This is a genomic window from Halopseudomonas sp., from assembly GCF_036960865.1.
Taxonomy (GTDB): domain Bacteria; phylum Pseudomonadota; class Gammaproteobacteria; order Pseudomonadales; family Pseudomonadaceae; genus Halopseudomonas.
On record NZ_JBALWE010000001.1, the window covers coordinates 252,883 to 277,875 of the forward strand.

Here is a 24,993-nt window from a genome sequence, read left to right on the forward strand (position 1 = left end):
GATAATGCCGCTCTTTTATCTCAGCGAGGGTACATCATGGCGGGCGCAGGACAGACCACAGGGACCAAAGATAGTCGCGGGCTAGCGATGTCGGCGGCGCTGATGGCTATCTTCACCACCATTTTTGCCTCTAACCTGCCCACTCCGCTGTATGCGGTATGGCAGGCGCAGTGGGGCTTTTCCTCAACGGCGCTGACAGCGGTTTTCTCTATTTATGTGCTGGGCGTGGTCAGCACCCTGCTTACCCTGGGCGCACTGTCCGACAAGCTGGGCCGTCGGCAGATGATGATTCCCGGCCTGCTGTTCATCATGGCCGGTGCGGTGATGTTTTATCTGGCCACCGATATTTACGCCCTCGGCATAGCACGCGTGCTGACCGGCATCGGCACCGGCATTGTTACCGGCGCCTCCTCTGCGGCACTGGTGGAGTTGGAACCCAACGAAAACTGGACGCGCGCTGCCACGCTCTCCGCGCTATTTTTCACCCTCGGCGCCTTTGCCGGGCCAACGGTGAGTTCACTGGCGCTCAAATGGGGCGCCAGCAGCGCGCTGAGCTGGCCGTTTCTGGTAGTGATTGCGCTGACGCTGGCGACCATAATATTGCTGTTGACCGCGCCCTGGCCGTCGCACATTGGCCAACGCCACCCGGAGTTTCGCTGGCGCGCCTGGCGGCCAACACCGGTAAAGGTACCGCGCGAACTGCTGGGCGCCTTTGCCTTTGCTGCCGCCGCCATTTGCCTGGCCTGGTCTACCGGTAGCTTGTATGCCTCGCTGGGGCCCTCGTTGGCAACCAAGCTGATCGGCATCAGTGATCGCGCCACCGCCGGTCTGTTTGCCGCGGCCTGGCAATTGATGGCAGGGTTCAGCCAGTTTGCCTGCCAACGCCAACCGGTGAACCGGTTGCTGATTGTCGGCCCGATGACGCTGATCATCGGGCTGGGTGTAATGGCAGCCGCCGTGATCACCAGCTCACCCTGGATGTTTGCGCTGGCCACCATGGCCACCGCCAGTGGTGCCGGAGCAACCGGCGTGGTGGCGATCGCCTCGATCAGTAACGTGGCGCCGCCGGACACCCGCGGCGGCATCATCTCGGCGTTCTATCTGATGGCCTATCTGACCATGGCGACCGTGGTGCTGGGCGTCGGTTTTGTCAGCGACCTGATCGGCTTTGCCTCTACCGTGATCGGCTTCACCAGCATCATTTCGGTAGCGGCGCTCAGCCTGTTGATCGTGGCGGTCAAGACCAAGCGCGTATCACTCTGGTGAGCCGTGGCTGCCGTTAACCCAGCAGCCAGCGCCAGAGAAAGAACACCAGCATGCCGCCAAAAATCGTTGCCAACAGATTACGGCTAAAGGCGGCGATCAAAATGGCCGCCACCCCACCGACCAGATAGCTGTTATGCCAGCTCAGCTGCAAACCGCCATCATTTGGTAGCAGCATGGCCGGCGCGATAATGGCGGTCAGCACCGCCACCGGCACATAGGTCAGCGCGCGACTCACCAGCGGGTTGAACCGTATCCGATGCCCGGCGGCGAACAGCAGATAACGAATGCCGAACGTAATCAGCGCCATGCCGGCTATCAGGGCGATCTCAAACGGATTCATCCGCACCTCCTGCCAGCCTGTTGGCATCCGCACTCCAGCGCTCCGCCCACACGCCCACGAGCACACCCGCCAACGCCGCGAGCATCAGTCCCAGCTTGTATGGCAGACCGTTGGCCCCTACCGCCACTACTGCGGCAACCACCGCCGCCAGCAACATCGGCCGGGTACGCAACAAGGGCACGACAATGCCGATAAAGGTTGCCACCATAGCGAAGTCGAGCCCCCAGCCGGCCATACCAGGCAAGGAGCTGCCCAGCAGCGCACCAATCAAGGTGCAGACAAACCAGTTGCTGTACATCGCTAGCGAAGAACCGAGGAAATACCAGTGCTTGAGCTCCTCAGGGGCGCTCTGATCGAGGTAATGCCGGTGCACCACCGCGAAGGTTTCGTCTGTCAGCCAAAAGGCCAGCGGCACTTTCCAGCGCTGTGGCAGGTGCCGCACATAGGGCAGCAGGCTGGCGCTGTAGAGCATGTGACGTAGATTGAGGATCAAGGTAGTCGCCAGCAACACCGCGAGCCCGGCGCCGGACGCTACCAAGCTGACCGCAATAAATTGCGCTGAACCGGCAAATACCAGCGCCGACATCAGCAGGGTGGCGCTCATTGACAGCCCGGAGGCAATCGCAAGAGTACCGAAGATAATGCCGAACGGCAGCGCACCCAGCAGCATGGGCAGGGTATCGCGGGCGCCGCAGGCGAAGGCTTTCAAGTGCGCCGACATAGCAGATAGTCCGTTGTGCAGGCCGCCACGCGGCCAGAATCCAACCGCGCACGCTAGCGCGCGCCAGCCGTACTCACAAGATACAGTTAGGCTGCAACAGTTGCCGCTGCGGGTATCAGGCCAAGGCGATATGCCGGCTGATCAACGCGCGCAACGCAGCGGGCTTGACGGGTTTGGGCAGGTAGTCCAACCCGGCCAGTTCGATCTGGTTGATCAGCTCCTGGCGCCCGTCGGCACTGATTACCACGCCCGGCAGGTCGACGCCCAGCTGCTCACGCAACCAGACCATGACCTGGGTACCGGTATCGCCGGCATCAAGATGGTAGTCCACCAGAATCAACTGCGGCACGAAACCGTCCGCCAGCACAGTACGCACCTCTTCACGGTTGCGCGCCACGGCCACGCGGCATTGCCAGCGCCCCAGCAGGCTCTGCATGCCGGCCAGAATGGTACTCTCGTTATCAATGCAGAGCACCGGCGCACCCTGCAGCTGGGGCTGCATTTCGCCGGGGCTATCAGCCACCCTAGGCAAACGGCTTTGCTGGGCGATGGGCACAGTGACGCTGAACACGCTGCCACGGCCCGGCCAGGAGCGCACATTGAGCGGGTGGCCGAGGACACGGCACAAGCCATCGGCGATTGCCAACCCCAACCCCAGGCCTTTCTCGGCCTGGGTGCGGTGGCTGTCCAAGCGTTGAAATTCCTCGAAAATTACCTGCAACTTGTCCTGCGCGATACCCGGGCCCTGATCCCAAACTTCCAGGCGCACCGTGTTGCGTTGAAGGCGTACGCCAAGCACCACACGGGCCGAGCCGGCATAGCGGAAGGCGTTGGTCAGAAAGTTCTGCAGCACGCGGCGCAATAGACGAATGTCAGAACGTACCCGCAGGTGGCTAGGGTGTACGCGCAAGTCCACGCCCTGCTCTGCCGCCAGCGCCGTGAACTCGATGCGCAAGGGCTCGATCAAAGCGCTCAAGGCAAAGTCGCTGAGCTCCGGGCTCACCCGCCCGGCCTCCAGGCGCGAAATGTCCAGCAGGTCAGTAATCAGCTCCTCCGCCGAGCTCAACGCGCTGTCCAGGTGCCGCACCAGCTCCGGCGCCTCGCCAGGTAGACCTGGCTGATGCGACAGCGAGGCAGAAAATAGCCGCGCCGCGTTCAGCGGCTGCATCAGATCATGACTCACCGCAGTGAGAAAGCGACTTTTCGACTGGCTGGTGCGCTCGGTCTGGGCCTTGGCCTGAAGCAGCGCCTGGTTGAGCGTCGACAGCTCTTGAGTACGCTCAGCCACACGCTGCTCCAAGCGCTCGTTGGCCTCCTGCAGCGCTTTCTCGGCGTGTCGGAAATCCGAAATATCCGTGAAACTCATGACAAAGCCACCGCTGGGCATAGGGTTGCCGATGATCTCGATCACGCTGCCGTTAGGGAACATGCGTTCGGAACGGTGCGCGGTGCCCTGTTGCATCCAGGCTATGCGTTTGTCGACATGGGCCTGCGGGTCGCCCGGCCCGCAGAGTCCGCGCTGGGCGTTGTAGAGAATGATGTCGGCAATCGGTCGGCCAATGGTAATCAGCCCTTCGGGGTACTCGAACATTTCCAGATAGCGGAAGTTCCAGGCCACCAGCCGCAACGATTTGTCGACCACACTGATGCCTTGGGTAATATTCTCGATGGCGCCCTGCAGCAGGCCACGGTTGAACTGCAGCACCTCGGAGGCTTCATCAACGATGCGCACCACATCATCAAACTGCATGTCGCGGCCTTCAATTGCGGCCTTGACCACAATGCGCGCCGACGAGGCGCCCAGTACACCCGCCAGCATGCGCTCGGTGAGCGTAATCCAGCCGGAGTCTGCGGTCTGGCTGCCGGAAAAATTGCTACCCTGGCTGCGGGCGTAGGCATCAAAACTGGCTTCAGCGCGCTCGCTACCAACAAAGCGTGCGGCCAACTCCAGCAAATCCTCCAGGCGTACGCGCAGCAGCACGCGGCTGGGGCTGTCGCTCCACGGCTCGGCATCCTGACTGACAAAGCGGCTGGCCTGCCAGTGTTCCAGCACTCGGGTACGGCTGAACAGTGAACCGCCGACGAACACGGCAAAGTTGCAGGCCAGCGATAACAGACTGCCCAGCGTGATCACATCCAGATCCCACCGGCCGGCGGCCGCCCGCATGCCCTCCACCAGAGGCCAGCCGCCCACCTGCCAATGCAGACCCGCACCCACCAGCGGCAGCACCAGCAGATACAACCATAAGCTGATGCCAACCATCAGTCCGGCCAGCACGCCAGTGCGATTAGCCTGCTTCCAGAACAGCGCACCGAACATCGCCGGCGCCAGCTGCGCTATGGCCGCAAAAGCGACTTGGCCGATGCTCGCCAGACTGGTGTCAGACCCTATCAGGCGGTAGACCACGTAGGCGAGCAAGAGGATGATCAGAATGCTGGTGCGACGCACATTCAGCAGCCAGCCACGGAATTGCTCGTAAGAGTGCTCAGGCCGAGTCTTACTGCGCAGCAGCACCGGCAGCACCACGTCATTGGAGACCATGGTGCTGAGTGCGATGGCGGCCACAATCACCATGCCAGAGGCGGCGGAGGCACCGCCCAAGAAAGCCAGCATGGCCAGTTCAGGGTGTCCTTGCAGCAGCGGCAGGCTGATAACGTAGGAGTCGGCAGACAGGCCGGAGCCCAGTGTCATTTGCCCTGCCAAGCTGATAGGAATCACAAAAAGCGCAGCGAGAATCACGTAAACGGGGAATACCCAACGAGCCAGGCGCAGATCGCCTGGCTCGCTGTTTTCGACCACCGCAACCTGAAACTGGCGCGGCAGACAGATGAACGCCAGCATGGCAATAAAGGTCTGGAACAACAGGCTGAGCACCGGCGTGTCACGCTGCCAATAGCTCGCCAGCGCCGCATTATCACGCGCATTGCTGAACAGCTCGGCGGCGCCACCAAACAGACCGAAGGTGACGAATACGCCCACCGCCAGAAAGGCCAGCAGTTTAACGATCGACTCGAAGGCAATGGCCAGCATCATGCCGCGGTGATGCTCGGTTACATCCAGGCTGCGAGTGCCAAACAGCACGGTAAACAGCGCTAGCACCAAGGTGACGATCAAGGCCGTGTCTTCCGCGCCTACCGCGTCGGTGGGTACACCGCCTACCAGCGGCGCAGCGCTGAGCAGATTGTAGCCAAGCACGATGCCCTTGAGCTGCAGCGCAATGTAGGGCAAGACACTGACCAGACAGAGCAGCGAGACCACAACCCCCAGACTCTGTGACTTGCCATAGCGCGAGGCAATGAAATCGGCAATAGAGGTGATGTTTTCTTGCTTGCTGATGGCGATCATGCGTGCATAAAGACGCCAGCCAAATAGGAACAGCAACACCGGGCCAAGATAAATCGGCAGAAAGCCCCACAGCTGATCCGCCGCCATACCCACGGCGCCAAAGAAGGTCCAGCTGGTACACCAAACGGCCAATGACAGGCTGTACACCCACACACGCAGGCGTGGGTTAAGCTCGGTACGGCGCCGGTCGCCCCAGAAGGCGATGACGAATAGCAGCGCCATATAGAGCAGAAAGATCAGGGCGACCAGGCCGCCGGAGAGGATCATTGCGGGGTTTTCATCTCGTTCTGTATCTGCGCTCCAGTCTGGCAGCGCGTTGCGCCTTTGCCCAGCACCCAACGATCAGACTTCAGTCGTAGAGGCCCTGGCGGAGGCCGCGACCCTTCAGGCGGTCCTGCTCAACTCCATCTGCTGCAGGGCCAGGGCCGCTTGGGTGCGGGTGCGCACCTCGAGTTTGCGGAAGATGGCGGTAACGTGCGCCTTGATCGTGGCTTCGGACACGTCCAGTTCATAGGCGATCTGCTTGTTGAGCAGGCCATCGCAGACCATAGTCAGTACACGAAACTGCTGCGGCGTGAGGCTGGCAACGCGGGCGCTGATGTTTTGCTGCTCTGGCGTCATACCGGTGGGATTGTCGATGCCGGGGGGCCAGCAAACGCCCCCCTCCAGCACGGCCTGCACCGAAGCCTGGATATTTTCCAGGGTGGCGGATTTGGGGATAAACCCACTGGCACCAAAATCCTTGGAACGGCGCACCACCGAGGCTTCTTCCTGAGCCGAGATCATGATGACGGGAATCTGCGGGTACTGGCCGCGCAATTGCGCCAGACCGGAGAAGCCATAGGCGCCAGGCATATTGAGGTCGAGCAGAACCAGATCCCAGTCGGCCCGCTCGGCCAGCTGTGTCTGCAGGTCGGCGATACTACCGACTTCATGCAAACTGATGGCATCGCCCAGCCCGGCAAACAGCGCCTGACGAAGGGCGCTGCGAAACAACGGATGATCGTCAGCAATCAGGATGTCGTAGCTAAGACCCATGCGGTTTTGTCCCAAGGCATCGTTATTCTTATGATTTTGTATCAGGCTGAGACTGCCAGCCGGCGCTGTTTCAGTCAATGCTGCTTTGGCCTAACTGCAGCACAGTAAGCGCGCTCAACTGTATCTGGCTTTCCACTTCACCGAAACAGGATAATGGTGGTTTTTCCTGCCGAGCCGCCTCCATGAATTTCCGTCACTACCGCGCCGACGCGCTGATGCTTCTAACTGCCATGATCTGGGGCAGTACCTTCGTGGCTCAGCGCCTGGGTATGGACCACATAGGCCCTTTTCTTTATACCGGTTTGCGCTTCATGGTAGGGGCGTTGGCGGTCATGCCGCTGATCTGGTTGCTGCGTAAACCCGCCTCGGCGAACGCGCCCTCACGCCTGAGCAAACCCATGCTGCTCGGCAGTCTTGCACTGGGCGGCGCCCTGACTCTGGGTATCAACCTGCAGCAGATAGGGCTGATGTTCACTACCGTCACCAACTCGGGCTTCATCACCGGGCTCTATGTGATTCTGGTGCCCGTGTTCGGCCTGTTTATTGGCATGCGCACCCACAAGGGCACCTGGGCAGGCGCCTTGCTGGCGGTCGTCGGCATGGTGCTGCTGAGCGTAGGTCCGGGCTTTACCGTCGCCTCAGGTGACTGGTTGCAACTGATTGGCGCCGCCTGCTGGGCGGTGCATGTGCTAATGGTGGGGGCGCTGGCCAGTCGTTACGACCCGATTCTGGTGTCTTTCATTCAGTTCATGGTTTGCGCTGTGGTGAGCCTGACCCTGGCGCTGGTGTTTGAGCCAATCCAGTGGCCGATGATTCAGCAGGCGCTGCCGGCGATCCTGTATGGCGGCGTGCTGGCAGTGGGCGTTGCCTTTACCCTGCAGGTGGTTGCCCAAAAAGACGCGATCACCTCGCACGCCGCGATCATTCTTAGTCTGGAAGCGGTATTCGCAGCCCTGGCCGGCTGGCTTATCCTGGGTGAAACCCTTAGTCCAAGAGGCTTGCTCGGCTGCGCACTGATGCTTGGCGGTATGCTAATCGCCCAACTGGTGCCCATCTATCTGGAGCGGCGCAAACAGCCGGCGCCGGTGCAACAGGAGCCGGCGGGCCACCACTGAACCACTAATCAGGCTGCTGGCGCTGCTCGGGCCTGAGGCGAATCGCGCTCAGATAAGCGTCGCTGAAAGTCTCGAAGTAGTGGTTGAGTTGCAGAGCAGCCGACTCATCTCCGGCCAGCGCCAGAGCAGCAATAGCTACCTCGACCGTGCACAGGTGATCATCCCGTGAGGAGCGCCGCAGCCGATAGCGTGACAGTTGCTCTGTCTGCATGCTCAACACGGGCAAGCTGGCCAGATAGGGGCTTTTGCGAAACATCTTGCGCGCCTGAGTCCAGGTCGCATCCAGAATGATCAACAGCGGCCGACGACCCGGCACTGCTTCAATCGTCTGAAACACCCTTTGCCCTGGCAGCGCATACTCGCCCGGGAACACAACATACGGCTGATTCTCAGGGTCGGCCAGCAGTGCAAGCAACTGCGGATCAACCTCGGTTCTGGCCCACACGAACGCCTGGGTATCATCTAGGCACTCGGCAATCAGCCGCCCGGTATTGGTCGGCTTGAGCGGCTCCAGCGAGTGCATCAACAGGCAAAAGGTAACGCTGGCGTCGAGCTGCGGGCGTTGCGCACAAATGCAGACCGCCAAGGCCAGCTGACAGGAAGCACACCGTTTGACCCGCGCACCGCGCGCCAGAAAGGGCCGCGTGGAGCGCGCGATGGCGTCCTCACGTAAACGCTGCACTGCGTTGTCTTGCTTCGCTGTCATTGCTTGGTATTCTCCAGAGGCGTGTCGGCTCGCCTGTTTGCCGGCGCCATTCTAACCGTGGATGTGCAGCGATTCAGTACAAGTTATTCAGCGGATGCCGAACCAGAGTCTACCCGCGCGGTCAGAAGCGGTGAGTCATGTCATATTGTCATCTGAACTGGAGAAATTACATGCGTTGGTTACCCCTGCTGCTCGCCGTCTTTTTGACTGCCCCCTCGCAAGCTGCGTCCCTGCGTGACATCCGTCTCGAAGAGACTCTGAAGCAAGTTGCCGAGGAAAGCAGCGAAGGCACCCCCCGCACCATCAACGACAACATCACCGACATGGGCTTTGAGGCCCATGGTGACGAGCTGATCAATCGACTATCAGTCGAAGCGGCCTATGCCGAGCGCATGCAGGAAGATCCACTGCTGATTCGTACCCAACTGCAAGCCAGTGTGTGCACCGACCTGCGCTTTCGTCGGCTGCTCGATATGGGCGCAACCCTGACCTACCATTTCATGATCAAGGACAGTGATCAGCCGGTACTGACCCAGAGCTTTATCGCCGAACATTGCCAAACGCTGTAGCGGTAAACGCCGCGCCACTGGCTCGACCGGAGGTTGGACATGAGCGACGATCAGGAACCCGTCGATTACCTTGCCCGCCACTGGCAAACCGGCAGCAGCCAACTGCCGGAAAAAATCGAAGAGTTGGTTGCCCTTTGCGCCGGCAGTAGTGAAAACGCGCAACTGTACCGCGATATGTTGCTTGAAGTGATCCGCATGGCCCAGGCGGACCGCAACCGCTGGGATGCAAAGATACTGCTGCAGACCATCCGTGAGCTGGAACGCAGCTTTGCCCGACTGGCCCTGTTCAAGCGCCGCCGCAAGGTCACCGTGTTCGGCTCTGCCCGCACCGCCCCCACTCACGCGCTTTACCAACTGGCCAAAGACATGGGCCAGACCCTGAGTCAGCATGACTACATGACCATTACGGGCGGGGGTGGCGGCATCATGGCAGCAGCCCATGAAGGTGCAGGGGTCGACAATAGCCTTGGCTTCAATATCACTCTGCCTTTCGAGCAACGCGCCAACACCATCGTCAGGGGCACAGAACACGAACTGGCGTTCAAATTCTTCTTTCTGCGCAAACTGTTCTTCGTCAAGGAAGCAGACGCGCTGATTCTTTGCCCCGGTGGATTCGGCACCCTGGACGAAACCCTCGAAGTGCTGACGCTGGTGCAAACCGGCAAAAGCCCGCTGGTACCGATAATTCTGCTCGACGAGCCCAACGGCCGTTACTGGGACAGCCTGCTCAGCTTCTTTCGCGAACAGTTGCACAGCGCAGGCTACATACAGGCAAATGACTTCAACCTGCTGACGCTGGTCAAGAGTCCGGCTGCGGCTATGCAGGAGGTTCTGGGCTTTTACCGCAACTTTCACTCGGCACGCTGGCTGGGCAAGGACTATCTACTGCGCTTGAACCAGCCACTTACTAGCGAAGCGCTGGCGCAATTGCCGTCGACATTCGGCAGCCTTTGCAGACAGGACGGGTTTATTCAGGAAGAACAGGGCATTGCAGGAGACGAGCCGGAGCTAAGTTCGCTGGCGGGGTTGCGGTTTGCTTTCAATGGCCGCGATCAGGGTACCTTGCGTAGTCTGATCGACTTCGTCAATCAAGCTGAAAACCTGAAAAACCGCGATACTGCATAAAGCGCAATTGCTTGGCGCGTTCAGCCGCATCACACGCTTCGCCCTCGGGAAAGCGCTTACTGAACACCTGTCGGGCCAACGCCTGCCAGTCCCATTGCGCTTCAGCCAAGGTCTTCTCTACCAGCAACTCAGCTACGCCGCGTTGCCGCAACTCCTCACGCAACCGGGCTGGACCGTAGCCCCGCTGACTGCGCGAATAGACATAGGCTTCGCAAAAACGCTCGTCACTAAGCAGGCCATCGTCCACCAGCCGATCAAGCTCAACCTCGGCTGCTGCAGTCGTTGCGCCGCGCTGACGCAGCTTGCGCAACAACTCACGGTAACTGTGCTCGCGCCGCGCCAGCAGGTCCATCGCTGAGCGGCGTATTGCAGCAGGGGTTTCCAGAACCGTGCGCGATAACATGGCCTGACGGTATTAGCCTTCCAGCTCGGCGTCGGCCTCGGCTTCTACCTTCTTAGTAGGCTTGGCCAGCAACTTGTCACGGATGGCCTTTTCAATTTCATCCGCAATCGCAGGGTTTTCTTCCATGTACTTGGCCGCATTGGCCTTGCCCTGACCGATCTTGTTGCCCTGGTAGCTGTACCAGGCACCCGATTTCTCGACCAGGCCGATTTGCACGCCCAAGTCTACGATCTCGGCATTGTGGTAAATGCCGGCACCGTAAAGAATCTGGAACTCAGCCTGACGGAATGGCGGAGCCACCTTGTTCTTCACGACCTTGACGCGGGTTTCGCTGCCAACCACTTCATCGCCGTCCTTCACCGCACCAGTGCGGCGAATGTCCAGGCGTACAGAAGAATAGAACTTCAGCGCGTTACCACCTGTGGTGGTTTCCGGATTACCGAACATGACACCGATCTTCATACGAATCTGGTTGATGAAGATCACCAGGCAGTTGGCGTTCTTGATGTTACCGGTAATCTTGCGCAGCGCCTGCGACATCAGACGTGCCTGCACGCCAACGTGGTGATCGCCCATCTCGCCTTCGATTTCTGCCTTGGGGACCAACGCCGCAACCGAGTCGACGATGATCACGTCAACTGCATTGGAGCGGACCAGCATGTCGGTGATTTCCAGCGCCTGTTCGCCAGTGTCAGGCTGAGAGACCAGCAGATCATCAACATTGACGCCCAACTTGCCGGCGTACTCGGGATCGAGCGCGTGTTCGGCATCGACGAAGGCACAAGTTGCACCGTTCTTCTGTGCCTGGGCAATGACAGACAGGGTCAGCGTAGTCTTACCAGAAGACTCTGGGCCGTAAATCTCGACAATCCGCCCCTTGGGCAGACCACCCAGGCCCAACGCGATATCCAGACCGAGTGAGCCGGTGGAAATCGACGGAATCGCCTGGCGCTCGTGATCACCCATGCGCATAACCGCGCCTTTGCCAAATTGACGTTCAATCTGACTCAAAGCAGCGGAAAGCGCCTTTTTCTTGTTGTCGTCCATTGTGCATCCTCTTTGGCTTGGCGGGGCTATGACACCCGAAAAGTGAAAGTACTGTATATTTGGTCAGTATTGTTCCACAGAAGTCTGGCGTTGCCTACCCCCTTTTTCGCTCAGACTGATAACCGGTTCGCAGCCCTTTTTTCTGCCTCATTTACCAGCCGTTCAAGTGCATGCAGGACGGTTTGCGCGCGCACTTCGCGGCGACCGCCCTGAAAACGCTTGCGCTCGGTAAGCACACTGCCATCGTCCAGCGCCCAGCCAAACCACACAGTCCCCACGGGTTTTTCCGGCGAGCCACCATCAGGGCCGGCTACGCCGCTTACCGCCACCGCAAACTGCGCCTCGGCCGCGGCTAGCGCACCACTGGCCATGGCGCGTACCACCTCTTCGCTCACTGCACCGTGAGAGTCGAGCAACTCCGCACCAACACCAAGCCAACGTTGCTTGCTGCGATTGGCGTAGGTCACAAAGCCGGTTTCAAACCAGGCCGAACTCCCCGCAACACGGGTAATGGCCTCAGCTATACCGCCACCGGTACAGGACTCCGCCGTTGCAACCCGTGCCTGCAGATGGCCGAGGACGCGGCCCAGGCGGGCCGCCGTGGAATCAATCAGCGGATCATAGTGCGACATGACTACCTCCCGGAAAAAGCCAACGATCAAGCATGCCATGGGTAACGCACGCTGCGAATACCCTGCGACCCCGGAATTGGCAACGGGTTTCAGCCATTTGGCCGCCCATTTCCAATGTGCGACTGCTGGCGCCCGCAAGACTGGTTTATCCCGGGCGGGCCACTCTGCGATTCGCCTGAAATTGCTTTACAGAACCTGCAGCCGGGCGGACCGACATGATAACCTTGCTGCCAATTCGACAGCGCGCGACATCCACCCCCGCTTGCGCCCAACCTCATTGACGATACTCGCTACAAACCCGATGAAAAAAGACAAGACCGCCGGCCAGCACACGCCCATGATGCAGCAGTATTTCAGCATCAAACAGGACCACCCCGAGCAGCTCCTGTTCTACCGCATGGGCGACTTCTACGAGCTGTTTTATGACGATGCCAAGAAGGCCGCACGCCTGCTGGACATCACCCTCACGGCCCGCGGTCAGTCAGGCGGCCAGCCTATCCCCATGGCGGGCATCCCCTACCACGCCGCCGAAGGCTATCTGGCCAAGCTGGTGAAACTCGGTGAGTCGGTGGTGATCTGCGAACAGATAGGGGACCCCGCGACCAGCAAGGGTCCGGTGGAACGCCAAGTTGCGCGCATCATAACCCCGGGCACGGTAAGCGACGAAGCCCTGCTGGACGAGCGTCGCGACAACCTGCTGGCCGCCCTGGTGGGCGCCGAGAAGGGCTTTGGCCTGGCCACTCTGGATATCAACAGTGGCCGCTTTGTGGCCATGGAGCTGCGCGGCTGGGAAACGCTGCTGGGCGAACTGGAGCGCCTGGCGCCAGCCGAGCTGCTGATCCCCGATGACTGGGAGAGCAACACTCCCATCGAGCGCCGTCGTGCGGTGCGCCGCCGGGCTCCCTGGGAGTTCGATCAGGACAGTGCGCACAAGGCGCTCACCCAGCAGTTTGGCACCAAGGACCTGGCAGGTTTCGGTTGCGCCTCGCTGTCCCTGGGCCTGGGCGCTGCAGGTGCCCTGCTGAGCTACGCCAAGGAAACCCAGCGCACAGCCCTGCCCCACCTGCGCAGCATTGCTCAAGAACGCTTTGAGGACAGCGTGATCATCGATGGCGCCAGCCGTCGCAACCTGGAGATCGATCAGAACCTGGGCGGCGGCCGTGACAACACGCTGCTGGAAGTGCTGGATCACAGCGCCACCGCCATGGGTAGCCGGCTGCTCTGCCGCTGGCTGAATCGACCGCTGCGTGACATGCAGGTATTGCAGGCGCGTCAGGCCAGCATCAGCACCCTCCTCGACCAGCAGTACTATCTCGATCTTCAACCACGCCTCAAGGGCATCGGCGACATCGAGCGCATCCTCGCCCGCGTAGCCCTGCGCTCGGCACGCCCGCGCGACTTGGCACGGCTGCGTGATGCGCTGTTGGCATTGCCGGAGCTGCAGGATTGCATGCAGGATCTTGAAGCCGAGCACCTGGTGAACCTGGCCGCACGGATTCAGACCTATCCCGAACTGGCCGAACTACTCAGCCGCGCGGTGATCGACAATCCGCCCGCGGTGCTGCGCGACGGCGGCGTGATCAAAGCAGGCTTTGATGCCGAACTGGACGAACTGCAAAACATCAGCGAAAACGCCGGCCAGTACCTGATCGACCTGGAGACCCGCGAACGCGAACGCAGTGGCCTCAGCAGCCTGAAAGTGGGCTATAACCGCGTACACGGCTACTTTATCGAGTTGTCGCGCAGCCAGGCTGAGCAGGCGCCAGCGGACTATATTCGCCGACAGACACTCAAGGGCGCCGAACGCTTCATCACGCCTGAGCTCAAGACCTTCGAAGATAAGGCGCTATCGGCCAAGAGCCGCGCCCTGGCACGTGAAAAACAGCTGTATGAGGAACTGCTGGATCGTCTCAACCAGAACCTGGCCGAACTGCAGACGACTGCCGCCAGCCTGGCTGAAGTCGATGTATTGGCGACCCTGGCTGAACGCGCCGCGACGCTGGGCTACAGCCGCCCACGCTTTGTTGAAGACAGCCGTATCGATATCCGGCAGGGCCGCCACTCGGTGGTCGAGCAGGTGCTGGAGACGCCCTTCGTGGCCAATGACCTGACGCTGGACGATGCCACCCGCATGCTGATCATTACTGGCCCGAACATGGGCGGTAAATCGACCTACATGCGCCAGACCGCGTTAATAGTGCTGCTGGCACATATTGGCAGCTTTGTGCCGGCGGCCGAGGTCGAGCTGTCCTGCGTGGACCGTATCTTCACCCGGATCGGCTCAAGCGACGATCTGGCCGGCGGGCGCTCGACCTTCATGGTCGAGATGAGCGAGACCGCCAACATCCTCAACAACGCCACCGAGCACAGCCTGGTGCTGATGGATGAAGTCGGGCGCGGCACCAGCACCTTTGACGGTCTGTCACTGGCCTGGTCGGCAGCAGAGTATCTGGCCAGGGTACGGGCCTTCACCCTGTTTGCGACCCATTACTTCGAGCTGACCAGTATGGCCGACACCGATCCGGGCGTCGCCAACGTGCACCTCAATGCCACCGAGCACAACGAGCGCATCGTCTTCCTGCACAAGGTACAACCCGGCCCCGCCAGCCAGAGCTATGGCTTGCAGGTGGCGCAGCTGGCGGGTGTACCGCGGCCGGTGATACTGCGTGCACGTGAGCATCTGGCCAAGCTGGAGCAAAGCAGCCTGGAGCAGCAAAACGGTGCGCGCGCTGCGCAAACAGGCCAGCCCATTCAGAATGATCTGTTCGCCAGTGCGGCACACCCGCTGGTCGAGCAGTTGCAGGGCCTGAATCCGGACGACCTCAGTCCTCGTCAGGCACTGGATCTGCTATACCAGATGAAGAAGGAATGGCTTTAACTTTGGCCAACACGCAGGTAAATGATACTTATTTTCATTAAACGTGCCGCAAACACCGCTTAATCTGTACAAAGCACGCGAGCGCTCTGTACCGGCACGCAAAAGCTGATAGACTACGCGCCAGATTTTGTTCGCCTGATTCGATGGAGACCCCACCATGACTTTTGTTGTTACCGACAACTGCATCAAGTGCAAGTACACCGATTGCGTTGAGGTCTGCCCGGTTGACTGCTTCTACGAAGGCCCCAACTTTCTGGTCATTCACCCGGACGAGTGCATCGATTGCGCACTGTGTGAGCCAGAATGCCCGGCTACCGCGATTTTCTCCGAAGACGAAATCCCGGAGGATATGCAGGAATTCACCGAGCTGAACGCCGATCTGGCGGAAGTCTGGCCAAACATCACCGAGAAGAAAGACGCCTTGGCCGATGCTGAAGAGTGGGATGGCGTACCGGACAAGCTGCAGTATCTGGAGCGCTGAGCAACAACACGCTCAATGCCTAAAAAAAACCGGCCTGGCGCCGGTTTTTTTGTGCCCAACAACAATGATGGCTCGGCGCACAGGCGCAGCTTCCGCACTCAAGGAATCTTCTAGCGCTTGGGGCTTGGGGCTTGGGGCTTGGGGCTTGGGGCTTGGAATCAAATTTCAGGCAAAAAAAAGGGGCGAGTAAACTCGCCCACTCTTCAGTCCATACGTGCTGTCCATGTCCAGCCATCCTGGCTTCATCATCCTGAAAATCCTTGGCTCAGGCTCCCTGCCGAGCAGCGCTATCCGTCGCGCTTGGATGTATCTTAACGTTTCATACGTTCCGCGCAACCCAACGAAAACAGCACAAATCACGGCGGAATAAAACAAAATACCTTAAAAAACAATGTCTTGTATTTTACCTTAAACAAAAACAACCAATTCCCCACGCATCCAAGTGGGAATCGCTTACACACCGTGTAGGCGATCTCTTACAAAATAGCCCTAACCGTTCATCACGCACCCAATCCAGCACCACCGTACTGTCTCGCACCAATAAAAAACCCGGCTCAAATGAGCCGGGTTTCGGGTCCTGCGGTGCAGCAATATTACATCATGCCGCCCATGCCACCCATACCACCCATGCCGCCCATATCAGGCATCGCCGGAGCGCCGCCCTCTTCTGGCAGATCAGCAATCATGGCTTCGGTGGTGATCATCAGACTGGCGACGGATGCCGCAGCCTGCAACGCAGCGCGAGTGACCTTGGCTGGATCGAGAATACCCATTTCGATCATGTCACCGTACTCACCGGTAGCAGCGTTGTAACCGTAGTTACCTTCACCTGCCTTGACGGTTTGCAGTACGACAGCAGCTTCATCACCAGCGTTGGTCACGATCTGACGCAGCGGCGCTTCAACAGCGCGGCGCAGCAGCTTGATACCGACGTTCTGGTCTTCGTTGTCGCCCTGCAGCCCTTCAATGGCAGCCAGGGTGCGTACCAGCGCAACACCACCGCCAGGTACCACGCCTTCTTCTACGGCAGCGCGGGTAGCGTGCAGCGCGTCTTCTACGCGGTGCTTCTTCTCTTTCATTTCAACTTCAGTTGCGGCGCCAACCTTGATGACTGCAACGCCACCAGCCAGTTTGGCCAGACGCTCTTGCAGCTTCTCACGGTCGTAATCGGAGGAAGTGTCTTCAACCTGCTTGCGAATCTGGGTAACGCGAGCTTCGATGTCAGCCTTGGCACCAGCACCGTCAACGATAGTGGAGTTGTCCTTGTTGATCTGCACGCTCTTGGCTTGACCCAGGTGCTCCAGGGTAGCGGTTTCCAGGCTCAGGCCGATTTCTTCGCTGATCACGGTACCACCGGTCAGTACAGCGATGTCCTGCAGCATGGCCTTGCGACGATCGCCGAAACCAGGTGCCTTGACCGCAACAACCTTGACGATACCGCGCATGTTGTTGACAACCAGAGTTGCCAGCGCTTCGCCTTCGACGTCTTCTGCAACAATCATCAGCGGACGGCCAGACTTGGCAACCGCTTCCAGCACCGGCAGCAGCTCACGGATGTTGGAGATTTTCTTGTCAACCAGCAGGATGTACGGCTGATCCAGATCGGCAGACATGGTTTCTGGCTTGTTGACGAAGTAAGGAGACAGGTAGCCGCGATCAAACTGCATGCCTTCTACAACAGACAGCTCGTTGTCCAGGCCGGAACCTTCTTCAACAGTGATCACGCCTTCCTTGCCAACACGGTCCATGGCTTCTGCGATGATGCTGCCCACAGAAGAGTCAGAGTTGGCAGAGATGGTGCCAACCTGCGCGATGGCTTTGGAGTCAGCGCAAGGCTTGGCCAGGTTCTTCAGCTCGGCAACGATAGCAGCAGTTGCCTTGTCGATACCGCGCTTGAGGTCCATGGGGTTCATGCCGGCAGCAACGGCTTTCAGGCCTTCGGTCACAATGGCCTGGGCCAGTACGGTAGCAGTGGTAGTACCGTCACCCGCGTCATCGTTGGCACGCGAGGCAACGTCTTTAACCAGTTGTGCGCCCATGTTCTCGAACTTGTCTTTCAGTTCGATTTCCTTGGCAACGGACACGCCGTCCTTGGTGATCAGCGGCGCGCCGAAGCTGCGCTCGATCAGCACGTTGCGGCCTTTTGGCCCCAAGGTAGCTTTTACTGCATTGGCCAGTGTGTTGACGCCATCCAGCATCTTGTTGCGACCGGAGATACCAAATTTAACTTCTTTAGCAGCCATTTTTGCTTTCCTTCAAATGAGTTCGTAAAGGGGTGCGGCGCGGCCGTTTCAGGCTTCCAGCACACCAAAGATTTCGGTTTCGCTCATGATCAGCAGGTCTTCACCATCAACCTTGATGGTGTTGTTGCCGGAATAGGGACCGAAAACAACCTTGTCGCCTTCTTTGAGGGCCAACGGGCGAACTTCACCGTTGTCCAGCACACGGCCGGTACCTACGGACACGACAACACCGGTGTTTGGCTTTTCTGCGGCTGAGCCTGGCAGAACGATACCACCAGCGGTTTTAGTCTCTTCTTCGCTGCGACGAACGACAACGCGATCGTGTAACGGACGAATTTTCATCGTTATGTGTCTCCCAATAGGTAATGTCAAATGCCGAAAAAACGGCTATCTCGAGTTAAAAACGAACCCTTACCGGGTCCGAAGGACGGGCCTAAGGCCGCGTCACTGTTCTGTTGCTCCCCTTCCGGGAGAGCCTGTCAAAACCGGTGCAATCTAGATGGGGCCCCGACTAGCTATTTCAAGGGGCTGCAGCAGATTTTTTTCACTGCCGATCAATCCGCTGATCCGGCTCAACTGGCTTTTCTTCACCCGGCTTCCACTCACCTTCGATGATAGTGTTGCCACCCTGCTTATAGACACCCGGACCGCCAGGCTCGCCGGGCGCGGGCCGGCCCTTGTTGAGCAGCGCCATCACCAGACAGGGCACCGCGAGCGCATCGGTAATCAGACCAGGGATCATCAGCAATACGCCGGCCAGCAACCACCACATACCGGTCTTGAGCACGGCAAAAGGCGAGCGATTCTCGGCCATCTTGATCTGTAATTGCTGCAGCATGCTCCAACCCTGACGCTGAATCAGCACCAGACCAAGCAGGCCGCTACCCAGCACCCACAACAGCGTTGCGCCGACGCCAATGCGGTCGCCGAGCAGAATGAGTGACGCCAGCTCCAGCAAGGGGAAGGCCAACATCAGTAAGCGAAAAAAGGGCATGCGCACCTCTGAAGGATGTATGTCCGGTGTATATGGGTATAAGACGCCAAAGTTTCAAGGTTTGGCGCCACAGAGCATACTGAAAACATAAGTCAAAAAGTGACCAGCCGATTGGTTTAGGTATTCAAAAGAAATTGAAACTCGGGCATTCTTGCCCACCTGAATAAATCACTCTTTCCGAGGAGCACCTCATGCAATTGAAAGACAGCGTCATCATTATCACCGGCGGCGGCCAGGGTCTGGGCCGTTCCATGGGCGAGTTCCTGGCGAGCAAAGGGGCCAAGCTGGCCCTGGTGGACCTCAATAAGGAAGCGCTTGACGCTGCGGTTAGTGCCTGCAAAGCAGCCGGCGGTGACGCACGCTCTTACATCTGCAACGTAGCCAACGAAGAGCAGGTTATTGATATGGTGAACCAGGTCGCAGATGACTTTGGCGCGATCAATGGTCTGATCAACAACGCCGGCATCCTGCGCGACGGACTGCTGCTGAAGGTCAAGGACGGCCAGACCCAGAAGATGAGCCTGGCACAATGGCAGGCAGTGATTGACGTCAACCTGACCGGCGTGTTCCTTGGTACCCGCGAAGTTGCAGCCAAAATGATCGAACTGGGCAACCAGGGCCTGATCATCAACATCTCCTCGATTTCCCGTGCCGGCAATGTTGGGCAGTCCAACTACACCGCCGCCAAAGCCGGTGTCGCGGCCATGACCGTTACCTGGGCGAAGGAGCTGTCGCGCTACAACATCCGCGTTGCCGGCATTGCCCCCGGCTTCATCGAAACGGAAATGACCGGCAGCATGAAGCCCGAAGCATTGGAAAAAATGACCTCCGGTATTCCGCTCAAGCGCATGGGCAAACCAGAAGAGATCGCCCACTCCGCAGCCTACTTGTTCGAGAACGACTACTACACCGGTCGTATTCTGGAGTTGGACGGTGGACTACGCATCTAGCACCCATCGCTGACAGAATAAAAAACGGGCGCTTGGGCGCCCGTTTTTTATTCTGCAGTGGTCCTCGGTTCTACCAGCCTACCCCCAGGCCCATGGTGTAGCGGGTGTCACGGTAACCGGTATCATCCGAGGTATTCAGATAATCAAGCTCGGCTTTCAGGCTGAGTGACGCCCAACTGGTCAGTAGGTAACGCAAGCCGGCCTCAGTATCAATCATGTAACGCACATGCGGGTCATCCGGGATCTGCGTCTCGGCCTTGTGGAACAACTCAAAGCGCTTACCCAGCAGGAAACGACGATAATCCCACTGCAGACCCAGTGCATTGTAGGCGTTCTCGGTGCCATCACGCTCTTCGGTCCAGATGCGGTCGAGTCGTGCAGAGGTCTCAAAGCGGCCCAGCGAGTTGTTCCACCACTCGTAACCGGGACCCATACCAAACTGACGCTTCTTGGCGATCTCGTTCAGGTAGTCTCGCTGATAACGCACACTGGTCATCCAGAACCAGTGTTCGGTGAGAAAGCGATTAAGGTCGTAGTCAGCCTCCCAGGCGTGGCGGCTTTTCACGTCGTCGCGGTAATCGCGCTCGTAGTCTAGGGCCACATCGTGACGCCAGGCGCCGTGACGCAGACGCGTGGCAAGGTCAACATCCAGATCTTCAGTTTCCGTACCTGAGGTATTCTTGAGTTCCAGCGAGGCGGTCGCGTCGCCCTCCCAGACCATGTCCTGAATAATGGGCTTGGGCACCAGCAACTGGCTGATCTGGGCTACCGGTACATTGCGCGCCCGGTTCTGCGATTCATCGAAGGCCAGCGTCACCTGGCCCTGCTGCTCTGAAGCATTAACTCGGGTGATGTACTGAGCTTTGTCACCCAGCTTGAGCAACAGGGGCTCGTCGCTCTCAAAGGTCTTGACCCGCGCGGTACTCACCACGATCAGGCCAGCGAAGTCGGTCTTGATCGACATCTTGCTGCCTTCAAGAAATTCGATCTTGCCAGTCAATCGATCCCCATTGTCCAGCCAGAGCGTATCGGCGACACTGCTCAACGGCACAAGTGACAGACTTAACAATAGTGCCTTGCGTACAAACAGCATGATCTCACCTTTCAAATGGAACAGAGGATAAAACGGGGCATTATCCATGAAAGACCCGCAAAAGGTGACAGTGTTCCCGCAAGCACCCGCAGCGGTTTCGCCAGATCAACACAAAGCAGCCTTTTTTCAAGTACTTGCCAGCATTCCGGCCGGCAAGGTTACCAGTTACGGCAAGGTGGCGGAGCTCGCTGGCATGGGTCGTGGGGCGCGCCTGGTTGGCCGCTGGCTAGGGCAGCTTCCTGACGGCACGCGCCTGCCGTGGCATCGAGTGCTCAACAGCCAGGGCAAGCTATCGCTGCCACCCGATAGTACCAGCGGCGCGGAACAACGCCGACGCCTGATGGCCGAAGGCGTATTGGTGCGCAACGACCGAGTTAACCTGCGTCAATACGGCTGGCCGTAACCCGGCGCCAAACAACATAACAAGGACATTCATGCACTCCCCTGCTTCCCCCCCCACTACTCCGCCCAAACCGGAAGGAATCAAGGTTTATCTGCAGCCGCGTGTTATCGGCATGCTGTTTCTCGGTTTCTCTGCCGGTTTGCCGCTGCTACTGGTAGGCGGCACCTTCAGCGCCTGGCTGCGCGACTTGGGGGTTGAACTGGCAGCCATCGGCTTTCTCAGTTGGGTCGGTATGGCCCATTCGATAAAGGTGCTCTGGGCGCCGCTGATCGACCGTTTGCCGGTGCCGCTGCTGACCCGCCTGCTGGGTCGGCGGCGCAGCTGGATGCTACTGGCTCAGGTACTGATAGCCGGGGGCCTGTTCGGTATGGCGGTGACCGACCCGCGTGAACACCTCGAACTGGTCGCCATCTGGGCGGTGCTGGTGGCTTTTGGGTCTGCCACCCAGGATGTCGCCATTGATGCCTATCGCGTAGAGGCCGAAGCAAAGCACCGGCAGGCAGCCATGGCTGCCACTTATGTAACCGGTTACCGGGTGGCGATTCTGGCGGCCGGCGCCGGTGCGCTGCACATTGCGGCGCTAGGCAACTGGAGCTTGGCTTACACCGGTATGGCGTTATGTATGCTGATCGGGATGCTGACTACGCTGTGCATTGCCGAACCCAAGGTACACATAACCCCAGACACCCTGGCGCAGGAAGCGCACCTCGCGCACTTTCTGAACCAGTCTCCGCATCGAGGCTGGCGCCTGTCGCTGTCGACCTGGTTCTTCAGCGCTTTTGTTTCACCCTTCACCGAGTTTTTCAGCCGATACGGCAAAGCCGCCCTGGTGATACTGCTGTTTGTCGCCACCTTCCGTATCAGCGACATTTTCATGGGCACCATGGCGAATCCTTTCTATTTGGATATCGGCTTCAGCAAGGAGCAGATTGCCAACATTGCTGCCGCCTTTGGCCTCGCCATGACGCTGACAGGTGCTGCGCTGGGCGGGCTGCTGGTCGCCCGCTTCGGCGTTGCGCCCATCCTTATCATGACGGCCTTCATGGCGCCGGCAACCAACCTGATCTTTGCCTGGCTGGCGCATATCGGCCCCCAACCTGACGGGCTGATGGTGGCAATCATCGCTGACAACATCACCGGCGGCCTGGCCATTTCGGTCTTCATAGCCTATCTCTCAAGCCTGACCAACACGGCGTACACCGCCACGCAATACGCACTGTTCAGCTCGGTGATGACACTGCCTGGGCAGTTTGCTGCGGGCTTTACCGGCGTGTTGGCGCAGAGCGTCGGGTGGATCGAATTTTTCATGCTGACCGCGCTGACCGGCCTGCCCGCCATAGTGCTGGCCTTCATGCTGTTGAAGTTCGCTCATCCGGACAGGATGAAACGCCCCGGCATCGACTGATGCGGGTCTGCGTTGACAAAAAAGAGGGGGGGGTTAGCAGTATTAAAGCAAGCGGCGCCCGTCAGGGCGCCGTGCTGTCAGGCTTAGTAGTTGAAACCAACACCTACGCTGTAGAAGATCGCGCCGTCGTCGTAGTTGTCGCTGGCGCCGTCGCTATTCTTGAACAGGAACTGGTACTCCATCATACCGGTGATGAAAACGTCATCCTTGACCCAGTACTTCAGACCCAGTTCCGGACCGGCCGTGAAGCTGTCGTCCACGCCATCACCGTAGATGCCACCGACACTGGCACCGATGAACGGCTTCAGCGCGCCGCTACCAAAGTGATAGTCGTAGAACGCGCGGGTAGAACCGGTGAAATCGGTGCTTTCGCCCTCAGAGTCGGAAATCCCGAGGCTTTGGCGAATACCCCAAAGGGAAGACTCACTCAGGTACTGACCCCAGCTACCCTGGAATGAAATCCCGTTGTTATCGAAATCCTTGTCGCTGGCACCAGCACCACTCAAGGTTATTTCATTATCACCCGCCGAAGGAGCGGCCATGCCCCAGGCTGGGATCAAAGCTGCTACAAACAAGGAGGTTCTCAAGACGTGTTTCATAGTGTTTACCTTCTCATGTAGTTCGTTAAGTAACGCGCCTAAAGGTGCGTTGGCCATAGATAAGGACAAAGAGAAAATAGAGACGTTCAGACTTTCTTACGCCTAGTATCGCGAACTGCGACGGGATCGACGAAAAGCGCGCTGATTGGGTTAGAAGGCTTGCGGTGAGCGCAAAAAAGAAAAACCCGGCGCGAGGCCGGGTTTTTGCGCACCGCTGAGGCGCTTACTCGGCAGCGGACTCCGCTGCTGGCTGCGCTACCATGTGCAGCGTGCGCTGCGGGAAGGGAATAGTAATGCCCTGCGCGTCAAACGCTTCCTTGGCCTGCTCCTGAATATCCCAGAAGACACCCCAGAAATCTTCGGTCTTGGCCCACATGCGCAAAGACAGGTTGACCGAGTTGTCGCCCAGCGACACCAGCCATACGACTGCTTCAGGGTCCTTCAACACGCGACTGTCTGCAGCCGCGAGACCCAGCAGAATCGAGCGCGCCTGCTTCACATCGTCACCGTAATCGATGCCGATATTCACATCCACACGGCGCGTTGCCTGACGTGAGTAGTTGATGATATTGCCGTTGGACAGGCTGCCGTTGGGCACTATCACTGTCTTGTTGTCCGGCGTTTTCAGGATGGTGTTGAAAATCTGGATGCTGTCGACGGTGCCTGCAACGCCCTGCGCTTCGATGTATTCACCCGCGCGGAAAGGACGCAGGAAAAGGATCAAGGCCCCACCGGCAAAGTTGGCAAGACTGCCTTGCAGCGCCAGACCAACCGCCAGACCGGCGGCACCCAACACGGCGATGAAGGAGGTGGTTTCGATGCCGACCATGCCAGCCACACTGACCAGCAGCAGTACCTTGAGCGCGATGCCGGCCAGCGAGCAGACAAAGCCGTGCAAGGTAGGCTCTACATTGCGCTTCTGCATCAACTTGTGCAGCGCACTGATCAGCCGACCGATCACCCACCAGCCGACTGCGAGTGTCAGCAGCGCCAGCAAAAACTGGCTACCGTACTCGATAACCAGCGGCAGCCAAGCTTCTTCCAGGCCCTTGAGCTTTTCCATCATCTCTTCCATCGTCTTCCCCCAGTTGGATAAATACAATCAATCGCGAAAATTGTTGAACTGCAGCGGCATATCGAGCGATGCCCCCCGCAACAGCGCCATAACTTCCTGAAGGTCATCGCGTTTTTTCCCGGTTACGCGAACCTGTTCACCCTGGATGGCCGCCTGCACTTTCAATTTGGCATCCTTTATCAGGGCAACAATTTTTTTCGACAGTTCCTTATCGATACCTTCTTTGAATACAACATCCTGCTTCACTTGTTTGCCAGAGGCAAATGACTCCTTGATTTCAAGACATTGGATATCAACCTTGCGCTTGACCAGACACAACTTGAGAATTTCGAGCATCTGCTCCAGCTGAAAGTCCGCATCCGCACTGATGGTGACCTGCAGCGCCTTGGGATTGAATTCGAACTCGCCCTTGCCGCGCAAATCGTACCGCCGCTCCAGTTCTTTCGTGGCATTATCCACAGCGTTGGTTACTTCATGTTTATCAAGCTCGGAGACAACGTCAAAAGATGGCATGCAGATAACCTCAAACAAAAGCGCAAAATTATGATGTTCAATACAAAACAA

The 24,993-nt window shown here is 58.8% G+C and carries 24 protein-coding genes; 9 read left to right on the forward strand and 15 right to left on the reverse strand.

The window, feature by feature from the left end; all coding sequences use genetic code 11:
- Positions 1-102 precede the first annotated feature (102 nt).
- On the forward strand, positions 103-1,266 hold the full coding sequence (locus V7747_RS01110; protein WP_335614218.1) for an MFS transporter: 1,164 nt from the start codon (positions 103-105) through the stop codon (positions 1,264-1,266).
- Between the two features lie 13 nt (positions 1,267-1,279).
- Here V7747_RS01110 and V7747_RS01115 read toward each other — a convergent pair whose 3' ends face one another.
- The 4 genes from V7747_RS01115 to V7747_RS01130 all read right to left on the reverse strand — a co-directional run bounded on the left by V7747_RS01115 (position 1,280) and on the right by V7747_RS01130 (position 6,711).
- Positions 1,280-1,606, reverse strand: a complete 327-nt coding sequence (locus V7747_RS01115; RefSeq protein WP_335614219.1) for an AzlD domain-containing protein — start codon at positions 1,604-1,606, stop codon at positions 1,280-1,282.
- Entirely contained in the window at positions 1,593-2,327 is a 735-nt protein-coding gene (locus tag V7747_RS01120; RefSeq protein ID WP_335614220.1) for an AzlC family ABC transporter permease, read from the reverse strand. Before V7747_RS01120 ends, V7747_RS01115 begins: the two co-directional genes overlap by 14 nt.
- A 115-nt stretch (positions 2,328-2,442) precedes the next feature.
- Positions 2,443-5,940 carry a hybrid sensor histidine kinase/response regulator gene (locus V7747_RS01125; protein WP_335614221.1) on the reverse strand — a complete coding sequence of 1,166 codons (3,498 nt, stop codon included), beginning with the start codon at positions 5,938-5,940 and terminating at the stop codon, positions 2,443-2,445.
- Positions 5,941-6,057: 117 nt separating this feature from the next.
- Positions 6,058-6,711 (reverse strand): response regulator transcription factor, encoded by a 654-nt coding sequence (locus V7747_RS01130; protein WP_335614222.1) that lies wholly within the window; start codon positions 6,709-6,711, stop codon positions 6,058-6,060.
- Between the two features lie 182 nt (positions 6,712-6,893).
- Here V7747_RS01130 and V7747_RS01135 point away from each other — a divergent pair, with 182 nt between their 5' ends.
- Positions 6,894-7,826, forward strand: coding sequence for a DMT family transporter (locus tag V7747_RS01135; RefSeq protein WP_335614223.1), 933 nt, complete (start codon positions 6,894-6,896; stop codon positions 7,824-7,826).
- A 4-nt stretch (positions 7,827-7,830) separates the two neighbouring features.
- On the opposite strand, the gene V7747_RS01140 is transcribed toward V7747_RS01135, so the two are convergent.
- Positions 7,831-8,532, reverse strand: coding sequence for a tRNA-uridine aminocarboxypropyltransferase (locus tag V7747_RS01140; protein WP_335614224.1), 702 nt, complete (start codon positions 8,530-8,532; stop codon positions 7,831-7,833).
- A 170-nt stretch (positions 8,533-8,702) separates the two neighbouring features.
- On the opposite strand from V7747_RS01140, the gene V7747_RS01145 reads away from it, so the two are divergent.
- Both V7747_RS01145 and V7747_RS01150 read left to right on the forward strand, forming a co-directional pair.
- Entirely contained in the window at positions 8,703-9,101 is a 399-nt protein-coding gene (locus V7747_RS01145) for a PA3611 family quorum-sensing-regulated virulence factor (protein WP_335614225.1), read from the forward strand.
- A gap of 39 nt (positions 9,102-9,140) precedes the next feature.
- Positions 9,141-10,226, forward strand: coding sequence for a TIGR00730 family Rossman fold protein (locus V7747_RS01150; protein ID WP_335614226.1), 1,086 nt, complete (start codon positions 9,141-9,143; stop codon positions 10,224-10,226).
- Here the strand turns inward: V7747_RS01150 and V7747_RS01155 are convergent.
- The 3 genes from V7747_RS01155 to V7747_RS01165 all read right to left on the reverse strand — a co-directional run bounded on the left by V7747_RS01155 (position 10,186) and on the right by V7747_RS01165 (position 12,308).
- A complete protein-coding gene (locus tag V7747_RS01155) occupies positions 10,186-10,629 on the reverse strand; it encodes a regulatory protein RecX (protein WP_335614227.1) in 444 nt (147 codons plus the stop codon). The two genes, V7747_RS01150 and V7747_RS01155, sit on opposite strands and share 41 nt — an antisense overlap.
- A 12-nt stretch (positions 10,630-10,641) precedes the next feature.
- Positions 10,642-11,676 carry a recombinase RecA gene (recA, locus tag V7747_RS01160; protein WP_335614228.1) on the reverse strand — a complete coding sequence of 345 codons (1,035 nt, stop codon included), beginning with the start codon at positions 11,674-11,676 and terminating at the stop codon, positions 10,642-10,644.
- A gap of 110 nt (positions 11,677-11,786) precedes the next feature.
- Positions 11,787-12,308 carry a CinA family protein gene (locus V7747_RS01165; protein ID WP_335614229.1) on the reverse strand — a complete coding sequence of 174 codons (522 nt, stop codon included), beginning with the start codon at positions 12,306-12,308 and terminating at the stop codon, positions 11,787-11,789.
- Positions 12,309-12,609: 301 nt separating this feature from the next.
- Between V7747_RS01165 and mutS the strand changes: the two genes are divergently transcribed.
- Together mutS and fdxA are read left to right on the forward strand one after the other, a co-directional pair.
- Positions 12,610-15,186 (forward strand): DNA mismatch repair protein MutS, encoded by a 2,577-nt coding sequence (gene mutS, locus V7747_RS01170; protein WP_335614230.1) that lies wholly within the window; start codon positions 12,610-12,612, stop codon positions 15,184-15,186.
- 157 nt (positions 15,187-15,343) lie between these two features.
- Positions 15,344-15,667: a ferredoxin FdxA gene (gene fdxA, locus V7747_RS01175; RefSeq protein WP_092288098.1), complete on the forward strand. Its 324-nt coding sequence runs from the start codon at positions 15,344-15,346 to the stop codon at positions 15,665-15,667.
- Positions 15,668-16,260: 593 nt separating this feature from the next.
- Here the strand turns inward: fdxA and groL are convergent.
- The 3 genes from groL to V7747_RS01190 form a co-directional block, all read right to left on the reverse strand.
- Positions 16,261-17,910: a chaperonin GroEL gene (gene groL, locus V7747_RS01180; protein ID WP_335614231.1), complete on the reverse strand. Its 1,650-nt coding sequence runs from the start codon at positions 17,908-17,910 to the stop codon at positions 16,261-16,263.
- 48 nt (positions 17,911-17,958) lie between these two features.
- Positions 17,959-18,252, reverse strand: a complete 294-nt coding sequence (locus tag V7747_RS01185; protein WP_092288096.1) for a co-chaperone GroES — start codon at positions 18,250-18,252, stop codon at positions 17,959-17,961.
- 202 nt (positions 18,253-18,454) lie between these two features.
- Positions 18,455-18,904 (reverse strand): FxsA family protein, encoded by a 450-nt coding sequence (locus V7747_RS01190; protein WP_335614232.1) that lies wholly within the window; start codon positions 18,902-18,904, stop codon positions 18,455-18,457.
- Between the two features lie 191 nt (positions 18,905-19,095).
- Here V7747_RS01190 and V7747_RS01195 point away from each other — a divergent pair, with 191 nt between their 5' ends.
- Complete coding sequence (locus V7747_RS01195; protein WP_335614233.1) at positions 19,096-19,854, forward strand: SDR family oxidoreductase; 759 nt, start codon at positions 19,096-19,098, stop codon at positions 19,852-19,854.
- Positions 19,855-19,924: 70 nt separating this feature from the next.
- On the opposite strand, the gene V7747_RS01200 is transcribed toward V7747_RS01195, so the two are convergent.
- Positions 19,925-20,947, reverse strand: a complete 1,023-nt coding sequence (locus tag V7747_RS01200; RefSeq protein WP_335614234.1) for a DUF481 domain-containing protein — start codon at positions 20,945-20,947, stop codon at positions 19,925-19,927.
- 46 nt (positions 20,948-20,993) lie between these two features.
- Between V7747_RS01200 and V7747_RS01205 the strand changes: the two genes are divergently transcribed.
- Positions 20,994-21,350: an MGMT family protein gene (locus V7747_RS01205; protein ID WP_335614235.1), complete on the forward strand. Its 357-nt coding sequence runs from the start codon at positions 20,994-20,996 to the stop codon at positions 21,348-21,350.
- A 31-nt stretch (positions 21,351-21,381) separates the two neighbouring features.
- Positions 21,382-22,755 carry an AmpG family muropeptide MFS transporter gene (locus V7747_RS01210; protein WP_335614236.1) on the forward strand — a complete coding sequence of 458 codons (1,374 nt, stop codon included), beginning with the start codon at positions 21,382-21,384 and terminating at the stop codon, positions 22,753-22,755.
- 83 nt (positions 22,756-22,838) lie between these two features.
- On the opposite strand, the gene V7747_RS01215 is transcribed toward V7747_RS01210, so the two are convergent.
- The 3 genes from V7747_RS01215 to V7747_RS01225 form a co-directional block, all read right to left on the reverse strand.
- Positions 22,839-23,354 carry a hypothetical protein gene (locus V7747_RS01215; RefSeq protein WP_335614237.1) on the reverse strand — a complete coding sequence of 172 codons (516 nt, stop codon included), beginning with the start codon at positions 23,352-23,354 and terminating at the stop codon, positions 22,839-22,841.
- A gap of 223 nt (positions 23,355-23,577) precedes the next feature.
- On the reverse strand, positions 23,578-24,429 hold the full coding sequence (locus tag V7747_RS01220; protein ID WP_335614238.1) for a mechanosensitive ion channel family protein: 852 nt from the start codon (positions 24,427-24,429) through the stop codon (positions 23,578-23,580).
- 27 nt (positions 24,430-24,456) lie between these two features.
- Positions 24,457-24,942 carry a YajQ family cyclic di-GMP-binding protein gene (locus tag V7747_RS01225; RefSeq protein ID WP_335614239.1) on the reverse strand — a complete coding sequence of 162 codons (486 nt, stop codon included), beginning with the start codon at positions 24,940-24,942 and terminating at the stop codon, positions 24,457-24,459.
- Positions 24,943-24,993: the final 51 nt, after the last annotated feature.

Excerpts from the sequence above, each read along its gene's own strand:
- V7747_RS01110 (WP_335614218.1), top strand. The coding sequence starts at position 103 with ATGGCTATCTTCACCACCATTTTTGCCTCTAACCTGCCCACTCCGCTG.
- V7747_RS01115 (WP_335614219.1), bottom strand. The coding sequence starts at position 1,606 with ATGAATCCGTTTGAGATCGCCCTGATAGCCGGCATGGCGCTGATTACG.
- V7747_RS01120 (WP_335614220.1), bottom strand. The coding sequence starts at position 2,327 with ATGTCGGCGCACTTGAAAGCCTTCGCCTGCGGCGCCCGCGATACCCTG.
- V7747_RS01125 (WP_335614221.1), bottom strand. The coding sequence starts at position 5,940 with ATGATCCTCTCCGGCGGCCTGGTCGCCCTGATCTTTCTGCTCTATATG.
- V7747_RS01130 (WP_335614222.1), bottom strand. The coding sequence starts at position 6,711 with ATGGGTCTTAGCTACGACATCCTGATTGCTGACGATCATCCGTTGTTT.
- V7747_RS01135 (WP_335614223.1), top strand. The coding sequence starts at position 6,894 with ATGAATTTCCGTCACTACCGCGCCGACGCGCTGATGCTTCTAACTGCC.
- V7747_RS01140 (WP_335614224.1), bottom strand. The coding sequence starts at position 8,532 with ATGACAGCGAAGCAAGACAACGCAGTGCAGCGTTTACGTGAGGACGCC.
- V7747_RS01145 (WP_335614225.1), top strand. The coding sequence starts at position 8,703 with ATGCGTTGGTTACCCCTGCTGCTCGCCGTCTTTTTGACTGCCCCCTCG.
- V7747_RS01150 (WP_335614226.1), top strand. The coding sequence starts at position 9,141 with ATGAGCGACGATCAGGAACCCGTCGATTACCTTGCCCGCCACTGGCAA.
- V7747_RS01155 (WP_335614227.1), bottom strand. The coding sequence starts at position 10,629 with ATGTTATCGCGCACGGTTCTGGAAACCCCTGCTGCAATACGCCGCTCA.
- recA (WP_335614228.1), bottom strand. The coding sequence starts at position 11,676 with ATGGACGACAACAAGAAAAAGGCGCTTTCCGCTGCTTTGAGTCAGATT.
- V7747_RS01165 (WP_335614229.1), bottom strand. The coding sequence starts at position 12,308 with ATGTCGCACTATGATCCGCTGATTGATTCCACGGCGGCCCGCCTGGGC.
- mutS (WP_335614230.1), top strand. The coding sequence starts at position 12,610 with ATGAAAAAAGACAAGACCGCCGGCCAGCACACGCCCATGATGCAGCAG.
- fdxA (WP_092288098.1), top strand. The coding sequence starts at position 15,344 with ATGACTTTTGTTGTTACCGACAACTGCATCAAGTGCAAGTACACCGAT.
- groL (WP_335614231.1), bottom strand. The coding sequence starts at position 17,910 with ATGGCTGCTAAAGAAGTTAAATTTGGTATCTCCGGTCGCAACAAGATG.
- V7747_RS01185 (WP_092288096.1), bottom strand. The coding sequence starts at position 18,252 with ATGAAAATTCGTCCGTTACACGATCGCGTTGTCGTTCGTCGCAGCGAA.
- V7747_RS01190 (WP_335614232.1), bottom strand. The coding sequence starts at position 18,904 with ATGCCCTTTTTTCGCTTACTGATGTTGGCCTTCCCCTTGCTGGAGCTG.
- V7747_RS01195 (WP_335614233.1), top strand. The coding sequence starts at position 19,096 with ATGCAATTGAAAGACAGCGTCATCATTATCACCGGCGGCGGCCAGGGT.
- V7747_RS01200 (WP_335614234.1), bottom strand. The coding sequence starts at position 20,947 with ATGCTGTTTGTACGCAAGGCACTATTGTTAAGTCTGTCACTTGTGCCG.
- V7747_RS01205 (WP_335614235.1), top strand. The coding sequence starts at position 20,994 with ATGAAAGACCCGCAAAAGGTGACAGTGTTCCCGCAAGCACCCGCAGCG.
- V7747_RS01210 (WP_335614236.1), top strand. The coding sequence starts at position 21,382 with ATGCACTCCCCTGCTTCCCCCCCCACTACTCCGCCCAAACCGGAAGGA.
- V7747_RS01215 (WP_335614237.1), bottom strand. The coding sequence starts at position 23,354 with ATGAAACACGTCTTGAGAACCTCCTTGTTTGTAGCAGCTTTGATCCCA.
- V7747_RS01220 (WP_335614238.1), bottom strand. The coding sequence starts at position 24,429 with ATGGAAGAGATGATGGAAAAGCTCAAGGGCCTGGAAGAAGCTTGGCTG.
- V7747_RS01225 (WP_335614239.1), bottom strand. The coding sequence starts at position 24,942 with ATGCCATCTTTTGACGTTGTCTCCGAGCTTGATAAACATGAAGTAACC.